Here is a 12,900-nt window from a genome sequence, read left to right on the forward strand (position 1 = left end):
AATGGGAAAAGTAACTGGATTTTTAGAATATGAAAGAACGGCTCCTTTAAAAGAAGATGCAAAAGGGCGTTTACAACATTATAACGAGTTCGTAAAGAACTTTGAAATTGAACAGGTGAATAAGGAAGCGGCCAGGTGTATGGACTGCGGTGTTCCTTTCTGTCAATCGGGCTGTCCGCTTGGCAACGTAATTCCTGAATTTAATGATGCCGTATACAAAGCGGATTGGCACCTGGCATCAACTATTTTATTGAGCACCAATAACTTTCCTGAATTTACAGGAAGGATTTGTCCAGCTCCTTGTGAGTCGGCCTGCGTATTGGGTATCAACAAATCACCTGTATCTATCGAGGAAATTGAGAAACACATTATCGAAATCGCATTCGATAAGGGTTATATCAAAGCAGAGCAGCCATTGATCCGTACTGGTAAAAAGGTAGCGGTAATTGGCTCTGGTCCTGCAGGTATGGCGGCCGCTGCTCAATTGAATAAAGCTGGCCACGAAGTTGTAGTTTACGAGCGTGACGATACGCCAGGTGGATTGTTGAACTACGGCATTCCTGATTTTAAATTACAGAAAGACGTAGTTAGAAGACGTATCGCTTTGATGGAAAAAGAAGGCGTGGTGTTCAAGTGTAACTCCAATGTGGGTACTAACGTGGAACTGAATACTTTGTTAAGAGAGTATCAGTCCATCGTTTTGGCTGGTGGTTCTACCATTCCGCGTGATCTTCCTGCTCCGGGCAGAGATGCCAAAGGGGTACATTTTGCCATGGACTTCCTGAAGCAACAGAACAAGCGTGTACGTAATTTTGATATTGGTGGAGAAGCGATCACAGCAACCGGTAAAGATGTAATCGTTATTGGTGGTGGTGATACGGGTTCTGACTGTGTTGGAACTTCTAACCGCCATGGTGCGAAATCTGTAATGCAGTTTGAGATCATGCCAATGCCTGCATCTGCCAGAACACCTAACATGCCTTGGCCAACTTATCCAATGGTGCTTAAAGTTACCTCTTCTCATGAGGAAGGCTGCGAGCGTGGATGGGGTATCAATACTAAAGAATTCCTTAAGGATGAGAACGGTAACTTAAAGGCGGTTAAAGTGGTAGATGTGGAGTGGGAGATTGATCCTTCTGGCCGACCAGTTAGCTTTAAAGAGATAGCAGGTACAGAAAGGGATCTTCCTTGCCAGCTGGTACTGTTGGCTATGGGTTTCTTGCATCCTCAAAAAGAAGGTTTGTTAGAGAAACTTGGTGTAGAGCTTGACGCACGCGGAAACGTGAAAGCAGATGAGGGTAAGTACCAAACCAATATTGCAAAGATCTTTGCTGCAGGTGACATGCGCCGTGGGCAATCTTTAGTAGTATGGGCAATATCTGAAGGTCGCGAGGCCGCTCGTAAAGTAGATCAGTATTTGATGGGACACAGTAGTCTACCTTCTAAAGACGGTATTCCTTATGCATAAATAAAAGACGAGTTCCTTCGTTATTAGAGCGGGTGCCAATGTGAGTTGAGCACCCGTTTTTTGTTCTTATTTCTCGGTGGGATTTTTCTTTTTCATCAGCAACATTTCAATCGTCTTCTGCAGTCTATTTGTCCGCGTCGCTTCTTGTTTTGCAGTTAAGATCCAAAGCACATATTCTTTTTTATGAGAATAGGCAAGAGTTTCAAAAAAGCAGCAGCTGCCGGATGTTGCAAGAATAATTTTGCCAGATCAGCAGGAGGGGTGACCACCTTGTTTTCCACATCAATAAAATCCGCATAGGCATTGGTTTTAATTTCCGTATTTCCTACGCCTGAACGTTTAACGTCGTTTATGGCTTTGATTCTTAATCCCGACCAGATGTCACTTATTGAAGCAGACCCGCATGGCGTCAATTGAAACTCCTCAAGCTCGCTCCATTTTTCCATCTTTAGGTCGGTAGGTATTCCTGATGCTTTTTTAGGATACGCAATCCAAACAATCTTATCAGTCATGACCAATGAAGACCAGGTTAGTAATACCTCTTTCAGCTCCAAACTATTTTTAACAAAAATTAAGAGCCCATTAAAGTTCCCCTGATCGTTCACAAAAGTTAAATCGGCAGTATCTCCCAAAATGGAAGCGCCTTGCTCAGGTGCGTTCACCATAAGCACTTTAAAACCAGGTTTGAAGTACAGCTTTTTTAATAAAGCATTTTCTTGATTGTAAATAAAGGTCTGGATCATGATTCTTGATTATAACCTCAATTTAGCGAAGAAATCCCACAAAACAATACCTGCGGATATGGTAATATTAAAGGAATGTTTGGTGCCAAACTGTGGAATTTCGATGCATTCATCTATTTCTTTCATGACCTCCTCATCCACACCATTTACCTCATTGCCAAAAATCAAAGCGTACTTTTTTTCCTGAGCAGGTATAAAAGTGTTCAGCATGGTACTGCCTGATGCTTGCTCAATAGCAATAATTTGATAGCCTTCCGCTCTCAAAGCTTTTACAGCATTTAGGGTTGTATCAAAGTGTTGCCAGGCAACAGATTGAGTAGCGCCTAACGCGGTTTTCTCTATTTCCCGGTGAGGTGGCTGGGCAGTAATGCCGCAGAGCGCTAACTTCTCAATTGAAAACCCATCTGAAGTCCGGAAAATAGAACCAATATTGTGCATACTGCGCACATTGTCCAGCACCACAACGACCGGAAGTTTTTCCTGCGCTTTGAACTCTTCAACAGAGACTCTATTAAGCTGATCTAGTTTAAGTTTTTCCAAGGGCAAAGTTTTTTTATTAGCATCTTCATCCTGAAATAAATTCAGGATGAAGATGAAGACTCAGCTTAGCGCTATATAGCGCTTGCGCCGTTTCCTATTTCACTGATGTATATCGCTGCCGGATACCCAATACGCTCTACATAATAATCGGTAAGTTGCTTAGAAAAATCTTCTTCTTTCCCTTTCTTCAGCAATGCGATAGCGCAACCTCCAAAACCGGCACCAGTCATACGTGCACCAATCACATGATCGTAATCCCTGCAAAAATCTACTACGGTATCCAGCTCTGTTCCTGTTACCTCATAAAGGTCTTTAAGTGATTGATGCGAGGCATACATTAATCTACCGAATTCTTCCAGTTCTCCGCTATTTAATGCCTTGGCAGCCAGATTAACACGGTCGTTCTCCTTAATTACATGTGTAGCACGTTTCAATACAGTTTCATCTTTGATCAGGTGACTGTGCAAGGCAAATTTTTCATAGGTCAATTCACAAAGATTATTCAGTTTGATTTCTGTATTTAGGTCGGCCAATGCTTCCTGACATTCAGTTACCCTTTCGTTGTATTTAGATTCTGCCAGTTTACGCGGCTTATTGGTATTGATGATGGCCAGGTTGTAATCGCCCAAATCACAATCAACAATCTTATATTTTAAAGTATCACAGTTTAAAACAATTGCTTTGTTTGTTTCACCAAAAGCCACTGCAAACTGGTCCATTATGCCGCAGTTTACACCAATAAATTCGTTTTCAACTTTTTGTGCCAATAATGGAAGTTGAATTTTTTCCAGACCGAGGTTGAAATAATCATTTAATGCGTAGGCCATGATCACTTCAATAGAAGCAGAAGATGACAATCCAGAGCCGATAGGTACGTTACCATAAAACAACATATCTAACCCAGTAGCAATGTCGTGATCTTTCAACAGTTCATTGAAAACACCTAAGGGATAATTAAACCATTCAGACCCAGTTTTTGTGTATTGTTTTTTAAGCTCGATAGCAGTCTCTTCAGGAAAATTCAAACTTTTAAACCGCAATACCTTATCGCTATTGGGCGCCAAAACCAGCCAAGTTCCCATAGTAACCGCACATGGCATCACCAAACCCCCATTGTAATCGATATGTTCACCTATTAAATTTACACGTCCTGGAGTAAAGTAATGAGCAGTTGCTTCGTGATGGTATGTCTCTAAGAATTTTTGGGTTAATTCCGCTTTCATTGTAATTTTTTAAATTAATGTTTTAGTTTTAATAAAGTATTGATAGTATTGCCATCGCTACCGAATCGGTCTCTAATATACAACTATGAACCGAATCGAGTAATTGCAATCCATAATTTATAGCATAAAGTATGAAGACTCACTTAGTAAGAACCGGTAAAATCATTGATGGCAAAGAGGTTTTAGGAATAGAACTCACTAACACTAAGGGCACTTACGTAAAAATATATAATTACGGCGCTATTGTTAGCAAATTTGTGGTAACCAACGCACATGGTGCTAAGCAAGATATCGTTTTAGGCTTTGACGATTTCGATCAATACGTTAGCGAAGATTATTTAGCCAACTATCCTTATTTAGGTGCCATTATTGGACGCTACGCGAATAGGGTAAAAGGCGGAAACTTTCAAATTGATGGTAAAAACTATAACCTTTCTCTTTCTGCAGATGGAAATTCCCTGCATGGTGGCAAGGTGGGGTTTGACAAGAGGGTGTGGGATGTTTTGTCGACCATCGACCCAAGTGTTACCCTTCAATATATTAGTCCGGCAGGCGAGGAAGGGTATCCTGGCAATTTAACCTTACAGGTAACTTATAAGTTATCCGATGAAGACGAGTTGATCATCGACATTAAAGCTTCAACTGATGAGGCTACAGCTGTAAATCTAACGCATCATGGCTATTTTAATTTGTCGGCAAACTTAGGTTCTATAGCCGACTATATTCAGCATATCCCGGCAAGTAAATATTTGGAACAGGATGATACGTACACTGTTACAGGCAGGGAACTTCCTGTAGAGGGAACTATTTATGATTTCCTCGCGCCGAAGCCCATCGGGCAGGATTGGGATCCACAGGAAGGATACGACCAAACATTCGTATTGGACAAACAGTATGGAGAACTAACATTGGCATCGGAAACCACAGCTGCATCGAGTGGCTTAAAGCTGTCTGTTTATACTACTGAGCCGGTAACGCATTTTTATACGGCAAAATACACTGATGTTAAAAACGGTAAAGGCGGGGCTCACTATCAGCCTTTTGAATCCTTTTGTATAGAAACCCAGCACCATCCAAATGCAATAAATGTTCCTGAGTTTCCTTCAACAGTTTTGAGGCCAGGCGAGACCTATCATCAAACCACTATTTATAAAATAGAACAAGTTAAGTAAGGTTTGAATTTTAATCCATTAGAGCCGCTTCGGTAGTTCTTGCATACGCCTGGCATACAAAGAACACTGTTTTTGGACAAAAATCGGCCTTTAAGGGCTATGTTCTGGGTGAATACACCGAGCCGACACCGACCAAACACCGAGCAAACAGCCAGAAAAGACAGATTTTTCTTAGGGCCATATGCAAGGTGTCTAGTCTGGTATAGCTATTTCTCTAGATGCTGTAAAACAGGGAGCGTTAAGCTAATCGTACAACGATCATCTTCACAGTTTTCAAAATGGAATTTAACACTACCTTCATATAATTGATGATAGCTGTTGCCATACTCTTCCAGATCAGCCAAAAGTAGGGGATTGGCGCGTAAGCCATAATCCATTTCCAGCGTAATTTCAGCATCATCAATTAACAAGATCATATTCAGTGCAACCGGTTTGTTAGATGCTGCCTTGCAAAAGGGTTCTACCACGTTGACGATGGCAAGAGGTGCAATGCTCTTATTTTCAACATCGCCTTGCACGTCTAAGTGAATGTTAAGATTGGTTTGATGGTTATTCAACTCAATAAAATGAATGAAGCTCTGTAAAGCTTCAAGCTCTTCTTTCAGCGATGCGGAATGTTTCCTCTTGCTGTAGAGCCTGTAACGTAGCAGGTCTGAAAAGGTTAAGATAGATTCTGGTGTATTGCTATCTTGGTTTGTGGCTGCGATTTTTAGCTGGGAGAGCGAGCGCATCAGGAAATCAGGACTAATATTGGTTTTTAACATATCTAGTTTTACCTGTTCTATTTCCTGTTTCTCTTTTTCCATCTCCACGTTGGTGTGGCTCTCTTCGTTCTTTTCCATAAAGAATAGCATCATAGAAAAGATCATGAAGTTTAGTAAGTAATTGGCCAGGTTGCTGGTATATGCCGCCATGAAACTTAAGTTTGCATGTTGATTAGTACTCAGGTGAACGAAATATTTATTAAAATATACATCAACAGCGGGTATGAACAGGTATGCAGCAAAGACTATAATCCAGAACTGCAGGTTTTTGTTCCGCTTAAAATAGTAGGGGATGATGTACAGGCAATAGATGTAAAAAAATGTGGCAATTAGAAGGTTGTCTAAAATGAAATGATTAAAGAGAACAGAAGGTGTGATTTTAACTTCTAACCGAAACAAAGTACCTACGCACAACACCCAGATCCAATAGCCAACATGAGCCACCCAGCGGTACTTGGTAAAATATACCCAGCGGTTTTTCTTGTTGATTTCTAGCTCTACTATGTTGGACATTTTGTGATTCGTAATTTTTGTTTGGTGTTATTTTTAAATATTGATGGATAGATCTATCTCAAACCTGTCTTTCAGATTATTAATGTGCAGCTGATGGCGCAGTGGATAAAGAATTTCCAATCTGCGACGCACGTTCCTTAAACCTATTCCACCTTTATATTCAGAAATTGCTTGCCCCACCATGTTAAAGGGTTTGCTGTTCTGAAGTTTAAAATGCATCAAATCGTCGCTAACATCTACATCGAGGTTTATCCATGATTTGCCAAAGCTTGCTTTTGTTCCATGCTTAAAGGCATTTTCCAAAAAATTGATCAACAGTAAAGGGGCAATGTACTTGTTTTTAATATCACCATTAACGTTGACGGTTACCGTGCAGCGATCATCCTTATGACGTAACTTTTCTAAAGCAATGTAGCTGTCGGTAAAGGTAAATTCATTTTCCAGCGGTACAAGTTCGGCCTTACATTCGTAAAGCATGTAATGAAGTAAAGATTCCAATCGCTCGATAATGATCTGCGTTTGATCGGACTTTTTCAAGCTCAGTGCGTAGATATTATTGAGCGTGTTAAAAAGAAAATGTGGATTGACCTGTGACTTGAGAAAGCTGGCTTCTAAAGCAATTTTTTGAGTTTTATATTGCTCCAGTTGTCTAAGGCCCTTCTGCTGGTCGTAGATATCTACAAAATAATAAAACGCAATAAATATGGAAAAAAATACGAGATAGTTGGAATAGTGTCTGTTGGCTATCCCAAGAAAAGAGTTGTCTACATTAATAGGTTGGAAAGGGGCGCTTTTGTAAATTAAACAGAACAACGATACTTGTACCAAATACCAAAATAACAGGACACCGAAAAAGCTAAACCAATAAATATATCGTTGCGGTTGCTTGTATAGTGGCACTACAATAAACAAAAAAGAATAACACGCCAACACATACATGCTGAATTTGGTAATAAATATGCCTTCTAATACAAACTTCGGATATGACTTAACTTCAAAGAAGCCGGAAAGGTAATGGCTAAAAAAATAGGCTAAAAATGCACAAAGCCAAAACAGCACATGAAGTACCCAGCGGTAATTTTTAAACGTAGTAGAGGCTTGTTGTTTGAGTGCTAAGTTTGCCATTTGTGGTTATGGCAAATTTATTTGTTTAGTTTGAGATAAGCTAAAGATTTAACGACTTTAACAAATTAAAGCATTTTTGAAACCGACATCCAAATGATGCGGATGCTGGAAATGATCACAATTGCCGCTACGCCAATGAACATCTTCTTGATTGGAAGTCTGCCAACTAATTTGGCTGCAATCGGCGCTGCCAAAACACCGCCAGCTATAAGGCCAAGGATAGATTGCCAGTGACTGACGCCCAAAATAAAGAAGAAGGTTACTGCACTGGCCATGGTTACAAAAAACTCAGTCAGGCTTACAGAGCCAATCACATATTTTGGCGTGCGACCTTTAGCGATTAGTGTAGAGGTAACTAATGGCCCCCAACCTCCGCCTCCAAACGAATCTAAGAAACCGCCTGCACCGGCAAGCCAACCTGCGCGTTTGACTTTTTGTGACTTTTGCTTTTCTTTAAACGCATTTAAAAGGATTCTGATACCCAGCAACAACGTATAAAATGATATTACCGGTCTGATCCATTTAGAAAAAGCCTCGCCGGCGTAGGCAAGCAAGATCGCACCTGCAATTGCACCTAAAACACCTGGAATAAGTAAAGTCTTGAATAATTTTTTGTTGACGTTGCCAAAACGATAGTGGCTAAATCCTGAGGCTCCGCTAGAAAACATTTCTGCGGTATGGATACTTCCTGATATTACGGCGGGATTTAGGCCTCCTGAGAGTAAAAGGGTGGTGGATATTACTCCGTATCCCATACCCAGAGCTCCGTCAACCAACTGTGCAACGAATCCAACAAGCAACATCCAAAAGAACTTGTCGTCCAATTGTGTGTAAAAATCCTTACTAAGGGAAACCAGCAGATCGTAGGAAAGATACGTGTATGCTGCAATGCCCAAAAATAGCCCTGTGAGTATGACCAGGCAATAATAGGCAACCTTTTTCCATTTGCGTTCTTGCACGTTATTAATGATCGCAGTGTTGCTCTGGTTTTCTTGGGGAGTCATAAAATGTTGAATTTATAGCCTAATAAGACGTATATAATAATGTCTATGGATTTAGTAGGCAATATTAACTCAACTTTGTGAATAAATGAAATTATATTTCCAAAAAGATGTAAATAACTAATTACACAACCACATGTGATGCAGCTAGCAATTTGGTTTTGTACTGAAACCGGAAGAATAGGAGGAATGAAGCCGCCAGCAAGCCAAAGGTGAGTCCATACCAAATTCCGTTAACACCAAGGTTTAGGGTTATTCCTAACAAATAGGCCAGAGGTATTCCAATGATCCAGTAGGCAATAAAGGTAATAATGGTGGGTATGTTTACATCACCAATACCGCGTAAAATACCGAGACCAACCACTTGGGTACCATCAAAAAGCTGGAAAAATCCAGCAATGATGAGTAATTGGGCTGCGATATCTATAACAGCTTTATCCTCTGTATAAATATATGGCAGGAACGTATTTGCGAAAGTAAAAAAGACGGCAGTAACACTCATAAATACAATGGTGACATGATAGCTTGCTATTGCAGATCTCCTGAGATCAAGTAGATTGCTTTTTCCCAGGTTGTTACCGGTTTTGATTGTAGCCGCCGAGGCGATTCCGCTGGCCATCATGTAGGTGATAGCTGCCAGATTAATGGCTACTTGATGCGCAGCTTGCTCAACTGCTCCAATAGTACCAATAAGAATTGCTGCGCCACTAAAGGCACTGATCTCAAACGAATACTGCATAGCCACGGGCGCCCCAATTTTTATGATCTGCATTGCCCTGACCTTATCTATAAATGTTATTTTAAAGCTTTGGATGTATTTTTTAAAGTGGACAGATCTCATCACGTAAGTAAACATCACGATAGCCATAAGTGTCCTGTCTATCAGTGTACTCAAGCCCACGCCCTTAACGCCCATTGCAGGTATACCGAACATGCCTCTGACAAAAATTACCCCCAGGATCACGTTAATTACATTTCCCCAAATGGATATGTACATTGCCTGTTTTGTAAAACCGAGCCCTTCGGCAAATTGCTTAAAGGTTTGGAAAATGAGCAGTGGTATGATGGAGAAAGCCAGATAGGCAAGATATGGTTTTGCATAGGCCACTACCTCTGGTGATTGCCCGATATGGTCTATGACAAACAAAGAGCCGATATGCACCAACAGGTAGAGTATGATTGAAGTTCCGAAGTTGATAATTAGGCTGTTAGATAGCAACTTACCGCATTCATAGTAATTGCTGCTGCCATTTTCACGGGCAATCAGCGGCGTTAATCCGTAGGATATGCCAATGCCCATAACCAATATGAGCATAAACACACTGTTAACGAGAGAAACAGCGGCCAGTTGTATCGTCCCGGCAAAATGGCCAACGATTACGCTATCTGCAAGGTGCACCAACGTGTGCCCAAGCTGCGATACCACAATTGGTAATGCCAGATGGAGGTTATCCTTGTAGTATGGTTTATACTTGGTGTAAAAGCTGCTCAACATTGAGGCAAAAGTCGGGTTTTTAGCCTTAATTTTCTTACGCAGTAATGTAATATTCCTCTTTCTCTGAGGTAACAGGCTTTAAAACGCCTCCTAATATCAAATTGACAATTATTTTCTGAGCCTGTCGGTAAGAGCTTCGGGTAAGCTTGCTAAACTCCTTTAAAGTAATTCGCCCCTCCAGCTTCAGGTATTCAAAAAGCTTTTTTTCCTGGTCGGTATATCTGATTAGTGTTCCGTCAGATTTCGCGCTCTTTTTGATCACGTCTACAATAATTTTGCTGGCCAGTATACTTTTGTCGTTGACCCGGTAGTACACCCACCATTTTTTGTGCTCATCGAGCGCATAATGCGGTTTGGTATCACTTGAGGCAATTTTTACCACCAGAACCAACTTATCATCTACATATACTTCTTCAAATTCAGGTTCCAGCGCAGGCTTACAAAACTGATGCGCAGCTTTGGTGATCATGTAACGTTCTTCATCTTCTGATTTTACACCTTTAACACTACCGTCGTCAGCTACACCGATAAGTAATTGTCCGCCTTTGTTATTGGCAAATGCAACCAGGCTCTTTGCAATCTTCTCATTGCTGGTGATCGTTTTTTTAAAATCCAGTGTAGTTCCCTCGCCCTGTAATATTAGTCTCTTGATGTTCATTTGCGTGTTCCTTTAGCAATTAATAAGCAATACGAGGCGCTTCGCCCTGGTGTAAATTCCTGATGTAAACTTCATTCATTACTGTGGCACAGATTTCACCGGCTGGGTTTGTAATTTCCATTGGATACGCTTTAACGAATTTACCTGAAGTGTTTAACGATTCAATGGCTTCATTTAACATATCATCCGTAACAATAACTGTAAAAAAAAGATCACTACGTCCAGGTTTCAGGTATTGTATGGATGCGCTTTTAAGCCAAACACGGACTTTAAACCCCTCGCGTTGAAGCAGCTGATCAAATAATAAGGCATAAAATGGATCTGTTGCAGCATAAATGGTCCCGCCAAAAATGGATTTATTGTAATTTGTATTGAATAGACTCTTATTGATCTTAACATCTACCCCACGAAATCCTTTGTGGAACCTTTTTACCCAAATTCGCTGAAAGAAAAGTGGAGGATACAAGCACAATCCCCATTTGAGGGTATTTTCGGAGACAATCATGATGTTTAAATATCTGAAAGTTTATTGAACATTGAAATGATGTGAATAAATATTGTTTAACAATGGCAAAGCAGAAATTTATGAAGGCTTTTAAAACTTTTATATCTTATTGATGTTGACCTATTTATAAAAACAAAACAATTGATTATGAGAAAACTAGTTTTAAGTCTTGCTTTTGCAGGTTCTTTAATGATAGCCGCAACAGCATGCAATTCGACAAAAAATGTTTCTGAAAATTCGGACAGCACTATGAAGGATTCCACAGTGATGCCGGTTGATACTACTGTGAAAGACACGACGAAAATGCCGGTTATGCCTCCTGATACTACGGTTAAGCCAATGTAATATCGGTTTACTTACTGGAAAAGCGTAAGCAGATAACAATTCAATTTTGATTGTTATAGCTTACGCTTTTTTTGTATTTTCAGCAGCCAAATTAAAACGTATGAGTGCTGTTGAAACAACTACCAATAAAAAAATTTTCTTTTTGATCCTTGTAGCTTCTCTAGGCTATTTTGTTGATATATACGACCTGCTGTTGTTTCTGATTATTAAGAACAAGAGCTTGGCGGCGTTGGGCGTACCTGCCGATAAGATTACCGAAACCGGCTTAAGTTTGATGAACTGGCAGATGGCTGGTCTTTTAATAGGAGGTATTTTCTGGGGTATTTTGGGTGATAAGAAAGGTCGCCTTTCCGTACTCTTCGGGTCTATCATTATGTACTCTATTGCCAACATTGCAAATGGTTTTGTAACTACGATACCCATGTATGCGGCTTTCCGGTTTATTGCAGGCATCGGATTGGCCGGAGAATTGGGAGCCGGTATAACGCTGGTGAGCGAAAGTATGAGTAAAGAAAAACGTGGTTATGGTACCATGATGGTTGCAGGTATTGGATTGATGGGAGCAGTAGGCGCCTATATTGTTGGCGATTTATTTGAATGGCGCACCGCATTTTTTGTTGGAGGCGGACTAGGCATTGTACTTTTGTTGTTGCGTTTTGGAGTTTTTGAATCGGGCATGTTTGAGAAAATGTCGAAAAAGGATGTGGCAAAGGGCAATTTCTTGATGTTGTTTACCAGCAGAAGACGCTTCTTCAAATACCTGAATTGTATTCTCATTGCAGTGCCATTATGGTATGTTGTAGGAATATTGGTTGGAATTGCACCTGTTTTTGGTAAAGCTTTAGGAGCTGTGGATGTACTGGATAACGGGAAAGGTGTCATGTTTACCTACATCGGAATATCATTAGGTGATTTTGCTAGTGGGGCCTTAAGTCAGCTGTTCAAGACCCGAAAGAAAGTGGTATTTGTGTCGATTACATTAACCTTCGCTGCCATGTTATTTTATTTGTTACATACCGGCTGGACTGCCAATCAGTTTTATGTTTTATGCCTGTTCTTTGGATTATTTACCGGCTATTGGGTTGTTTTTGTGACCATGTCGGCCGAGCATTTCGGAACGAATTTAAGGGCGACGGTTACGACGAGTGTGCCGAATATGGTGAGAGGTTCGTTAATATTGGTGACCCTCTTATTCCAGTTTTTAACCAGCAAATTTGGCGTAATCAATTCAGGATTGATACTCGCAGTGGGCACAGTAGCCATAGCGTACATCGCCTTGTACAACCTTGATGAAACCTATGGGAAAGACTTGAACTACACGGAGGAATAATGTCAAAAAAATGTACTA

Annotated in this window: 14 protein-coding genes; 4 read left to right on the forward strand and 10 right to left on the reverse strand. The window is 40.6% G+C overall.

The features are described from left to right. Position 1 precedes the first annotated feature (1 nt). Complete coding sequence (locus ACXZ1K_RS12950) at positions 2 to 1,468, forward strand: glutamate synthase subunit beta (protein ID WP_458970085.1); 1,467 nt, start codon at positions 2 to 4, stop codon at positions 1,466 to 1,468. Positions 1,469 to 1,534: 66 nt separating this feature from the next. Here the strand turns inward: ACXZ1K_RS12950 and ACXZ1K_RS12955 are convergent, their stop codons facing one another. From ACXZ1K_RS12955 to ACXZ1K_RS12970, 4 genes are all read right to left on the reverse strand, one after another. Beyond that, a complete protein-coding gene (locus ACXZ1K_RS12955) occupies positions 1,535 to 1,639 on the reverse strand; it encodes a YdeI/OmpD-associated family protein (RefSeq protein ID WP_458970086.1) in 105 nt (34 codons plus the stop codon). Then, entirely contained in the window at positions 1,624 to 2,211 is a 588-nt protein-coding gene (locus tag ACXZ1K_RS12960; protein ID WP_458970087.1) for a hypothetical protein, read from the reverse strand. The genes ACXZ1K_RS12955 and ACXZ1K_RS12960 overlap by 16 nt, the downstream gene beginning before the upstream one ends. Before the next feature lie 9 nt (positions 2,212 to 2,220). Next, the gene (locus tag ACXZ1K_RS12965) at positions 2,221 to 2,751 is read right to left on the reverse strand and encodes an RNA methyltransferase (RefSeq protein WP_458970088.1); all 531 of its coding nucleotides are present in this window, start codon (positions 2,749 to 2,751) and stop codon (positions 2,221 to 2,223) included. Positions 2,752 to 2,822: 71 nt separating this feature from the next. Beyond that, on the reverse strand, positions 2,823 to 3,974 hold the full coding sequence (locus ACXZ1K_RS12970; RefSeq protein WP_458970089.1) for a galactokinase: 1,152 nt from the start codon (positions 3,972 to 3,974) through the stop codon (positions 2,823 to 2,825). Between the two features lie 131 nt (positions 3,975 to 4,105). Here ACXZ1K_RS12970 and ACXZ1K_RS12975 point away from each other — a divergent pair, with 131 nt between their 5' ends. Then, a complete protein-coding gene (locus ACXZ1K_RS12975) occupies positions 4,106 to 5,146 on the forward strand; it encodes an aldose epimerase family protein (protein ID WP_458970090.1) in 1,041 nt (346 codons plus the stop codon). A gap of 206 nt (positions 5,147 to 5,352) precedes the next feature. Here ACXZ1K_RS12975 and ACXZ1K_RS12980 read toward each other — a convergent pair whose 3' ends face one another. The 6 genes from ACXZ1K_RS12980 to ACXZ1K_RS13005 form a co-directional block, all read right to left on the reverse strand. Further along, positions 5,353 to 6,423 carry a histidine kinase gene (locus tag ACXZ1K_RS12980; RefSeq protein ID WP_458970091.1) on the reverse strand — a complete coding sequence of 357 codons (1,071 nt, stop codon included), beginning with the start codon at positions 6,421 to 6,423 and terminating at the stop codon, positions 5,353 to 5,355. Positions 6,424 to 6,456: 33 nt separating this feature from the next. Next, on the reverse strand, positions 6,457 to 7,548 hold the full coding sequence (locus ACXZ1K_RS12985; RefSeq protein ID WP_458970092.1) for a sensor histidine kinase: 1,092 nt from the start codon (positions 7,546 to 7,548) through the stop codon (positions 6,457 to 6,459). A gap of 65 nt (positions 7,549 to 7,613) precedes the next feature. Beyond that, a complete protein-coding gene (locus ACXZ1K_RS12990; protein WP_458970093.1) occupies positions 7,614 to 8,552 on the reverse strand; it encodes a sulfite exporter TauE/SafE family protein in 939 nt (312 codons plus the stop codon). A gap of 121 nt (positions 8,553 to 8,673) precedes the next feature. Beyond that, positions 8,674 to 10,044: an MATE family efflux transporter gene (locus tag ACXZ1K_RS12995; protein WP_458970094.1), complete on the reverse strand. Its 1,371-nt coding sequence runs from the start codon at positions 10,042 to 10,044 to the stop codon at positions 8,674 to 8,676. 34 nt (positions 10,045 to 10,078) lie between these two features. Then, positions 10,079 to 10,702, reverse strand: coding sequence for an AlbA family DNA-binding domain-containing protein (locus ACXZ1K_RS13000; protein WP_458970095.1), 624 nt, complete (start codon positions 10,700 to 10,702; stop codon positions 10,079 to 10,081). A gap of 19 nt (positions 10,703 to 10,721) precedes the next feature. After that, positions 10,722 to 11,207: a DUF4442 domain-containing protein gene (locus ACXZ1K_RS13005; protein ID WP_458970096.1), complete on the reverse strand. Its 486-nt coding sequence runs from the start codon at positions 11,205 to 11,207 to the stop codon at positions 10,722 to 10,724. A gap of 147 nt (positions 11,208 to 11,354) precedes the next feature. Between ACXZ1K_RS13005 and ACXZ1K_RS13010 the strand changes: the two genes are divergently transcribed. Together ACXZ1K_RS13010 and ACXZ1K_RS13015 are read left to right on the forward strand one after the other, a co-directional pair. Continuing rightward, on the forward strand, positions 11,355 to 11,552 hold the full coding sequence (locus tag ACXZ1K_RS13010) for a coproporphyrinogen III oxidase (RefSeq protein ID WP_458970097.1): 198 nt from the start codon (positions 11,355 to 11,357) through the stop codon (positions 11,550 to 11,552). Between the two features lie 100 nt (positions 11,553 to 11,652). After that, entirely contained in the window at positions 11,653 to 12,882 is a 1,230-nt protein-coding gene (locus ACXZ1K_RS13015; RefSeq protein ID WP_458970098.1) for an MFS transporter, read from the forward strand. Positions 12,883 to 12,900 lie beyond the last annotated feature (18 nt).

It is taken from the genome of Pedobacter jaeyakensis, assembly GCF_054461315.1.

Excerpts from the sequence above, each read along its gene's own strand:
- ACXZ1K_RS12975 (WP_458970090.1), top strand. The coding sequence starts at position 4,106 with ATGAAGACTCACTTAGTAAGAACCGGTAAAATCATTGATGGCAAAGAG.
- ACXZ1K_RS13000 (WP_458970095.1), bottom strand. The coding sequence starts at position 10,702 with ATGAACATCAAGAGACTAATATTACAGGGCGAGGGAACTACACTGGAT.
- ACXZ1K_RS12980 (WP_458970091.1), bottom strand. The coding sequence starts at position 6,423 with ATGTCCAACATAGTAGAGCTAGAAATCAACAAGAAAAACCGCTGGGTA.
- ACXZ1K_RS12990 (WP_458970093.1), bottom strand. The coding sequence starts at position 8,552 with ATGACTCCCCAAGAAAACCAGAGCAACACTGCGATCATTAATAACGTG.
- ACXZ1K_RS12970 (WP_458970089.1), bottom strand. The coding sequence starts at position 3,974 with ATGAAAGCGGAATTAACCCAAAAATTCTTAGAGACATACCATCACGAA.
- ACXZ1K_RS12950 (WP_458970085.1), top strand. The coding sequence starts at position 2 with ATGGGAAAAGTAACTGGATTTTTAGAATATGAAAGAACGGCTCCTTTA.
- ACXZ1K_RS13010 (WP_458970097.1), top strand. The coding sequence starts at position 11,355 with ATGAGAAAACTAGTTTTAAGTCTTGCTTTTGCAGGTTCTTTAATGATA.
- ACXZ1K_RS13015 (WP_458970098.1), top strand. The coding sequence starts at position 11,653 with ATGAGTGCTGTTGAAACAACTACCAATAAAAAAATTTTCTTTTTGATC.
- ACXZ1K_RS12995 (WP_458970094.1), bottom strand. The coding sequence starts at position 10,044 with ATGTTGAGCAGCTTTTACACCAAGTATAAACCATACTACAAGGATAAC.
- ACXZ1K_RS12960 (WP_458970087.1), bottom strand. The coding sequence starts at position 2,211 with ATGATCCAGACCTTTATTTACAATCAAGAAAATGCTTTATTAAAAAAG.
- ACXZ1K_RS12985 (WP_458970092.1), bottom strand. The coding sequence starts at position 7,548 with ATGGCAAACTTAGCACTCAAACAACAAGCCTCTACTACGTTTAAAAAT.
- ACXZ1K_RS13005 (WP_458970096.1), bottom strand. The coding sequence starts at position 11,207 with ATGATTGTCTCCGAAAATACCCTCAAATGGGGATTGTGCTTGTATCCT.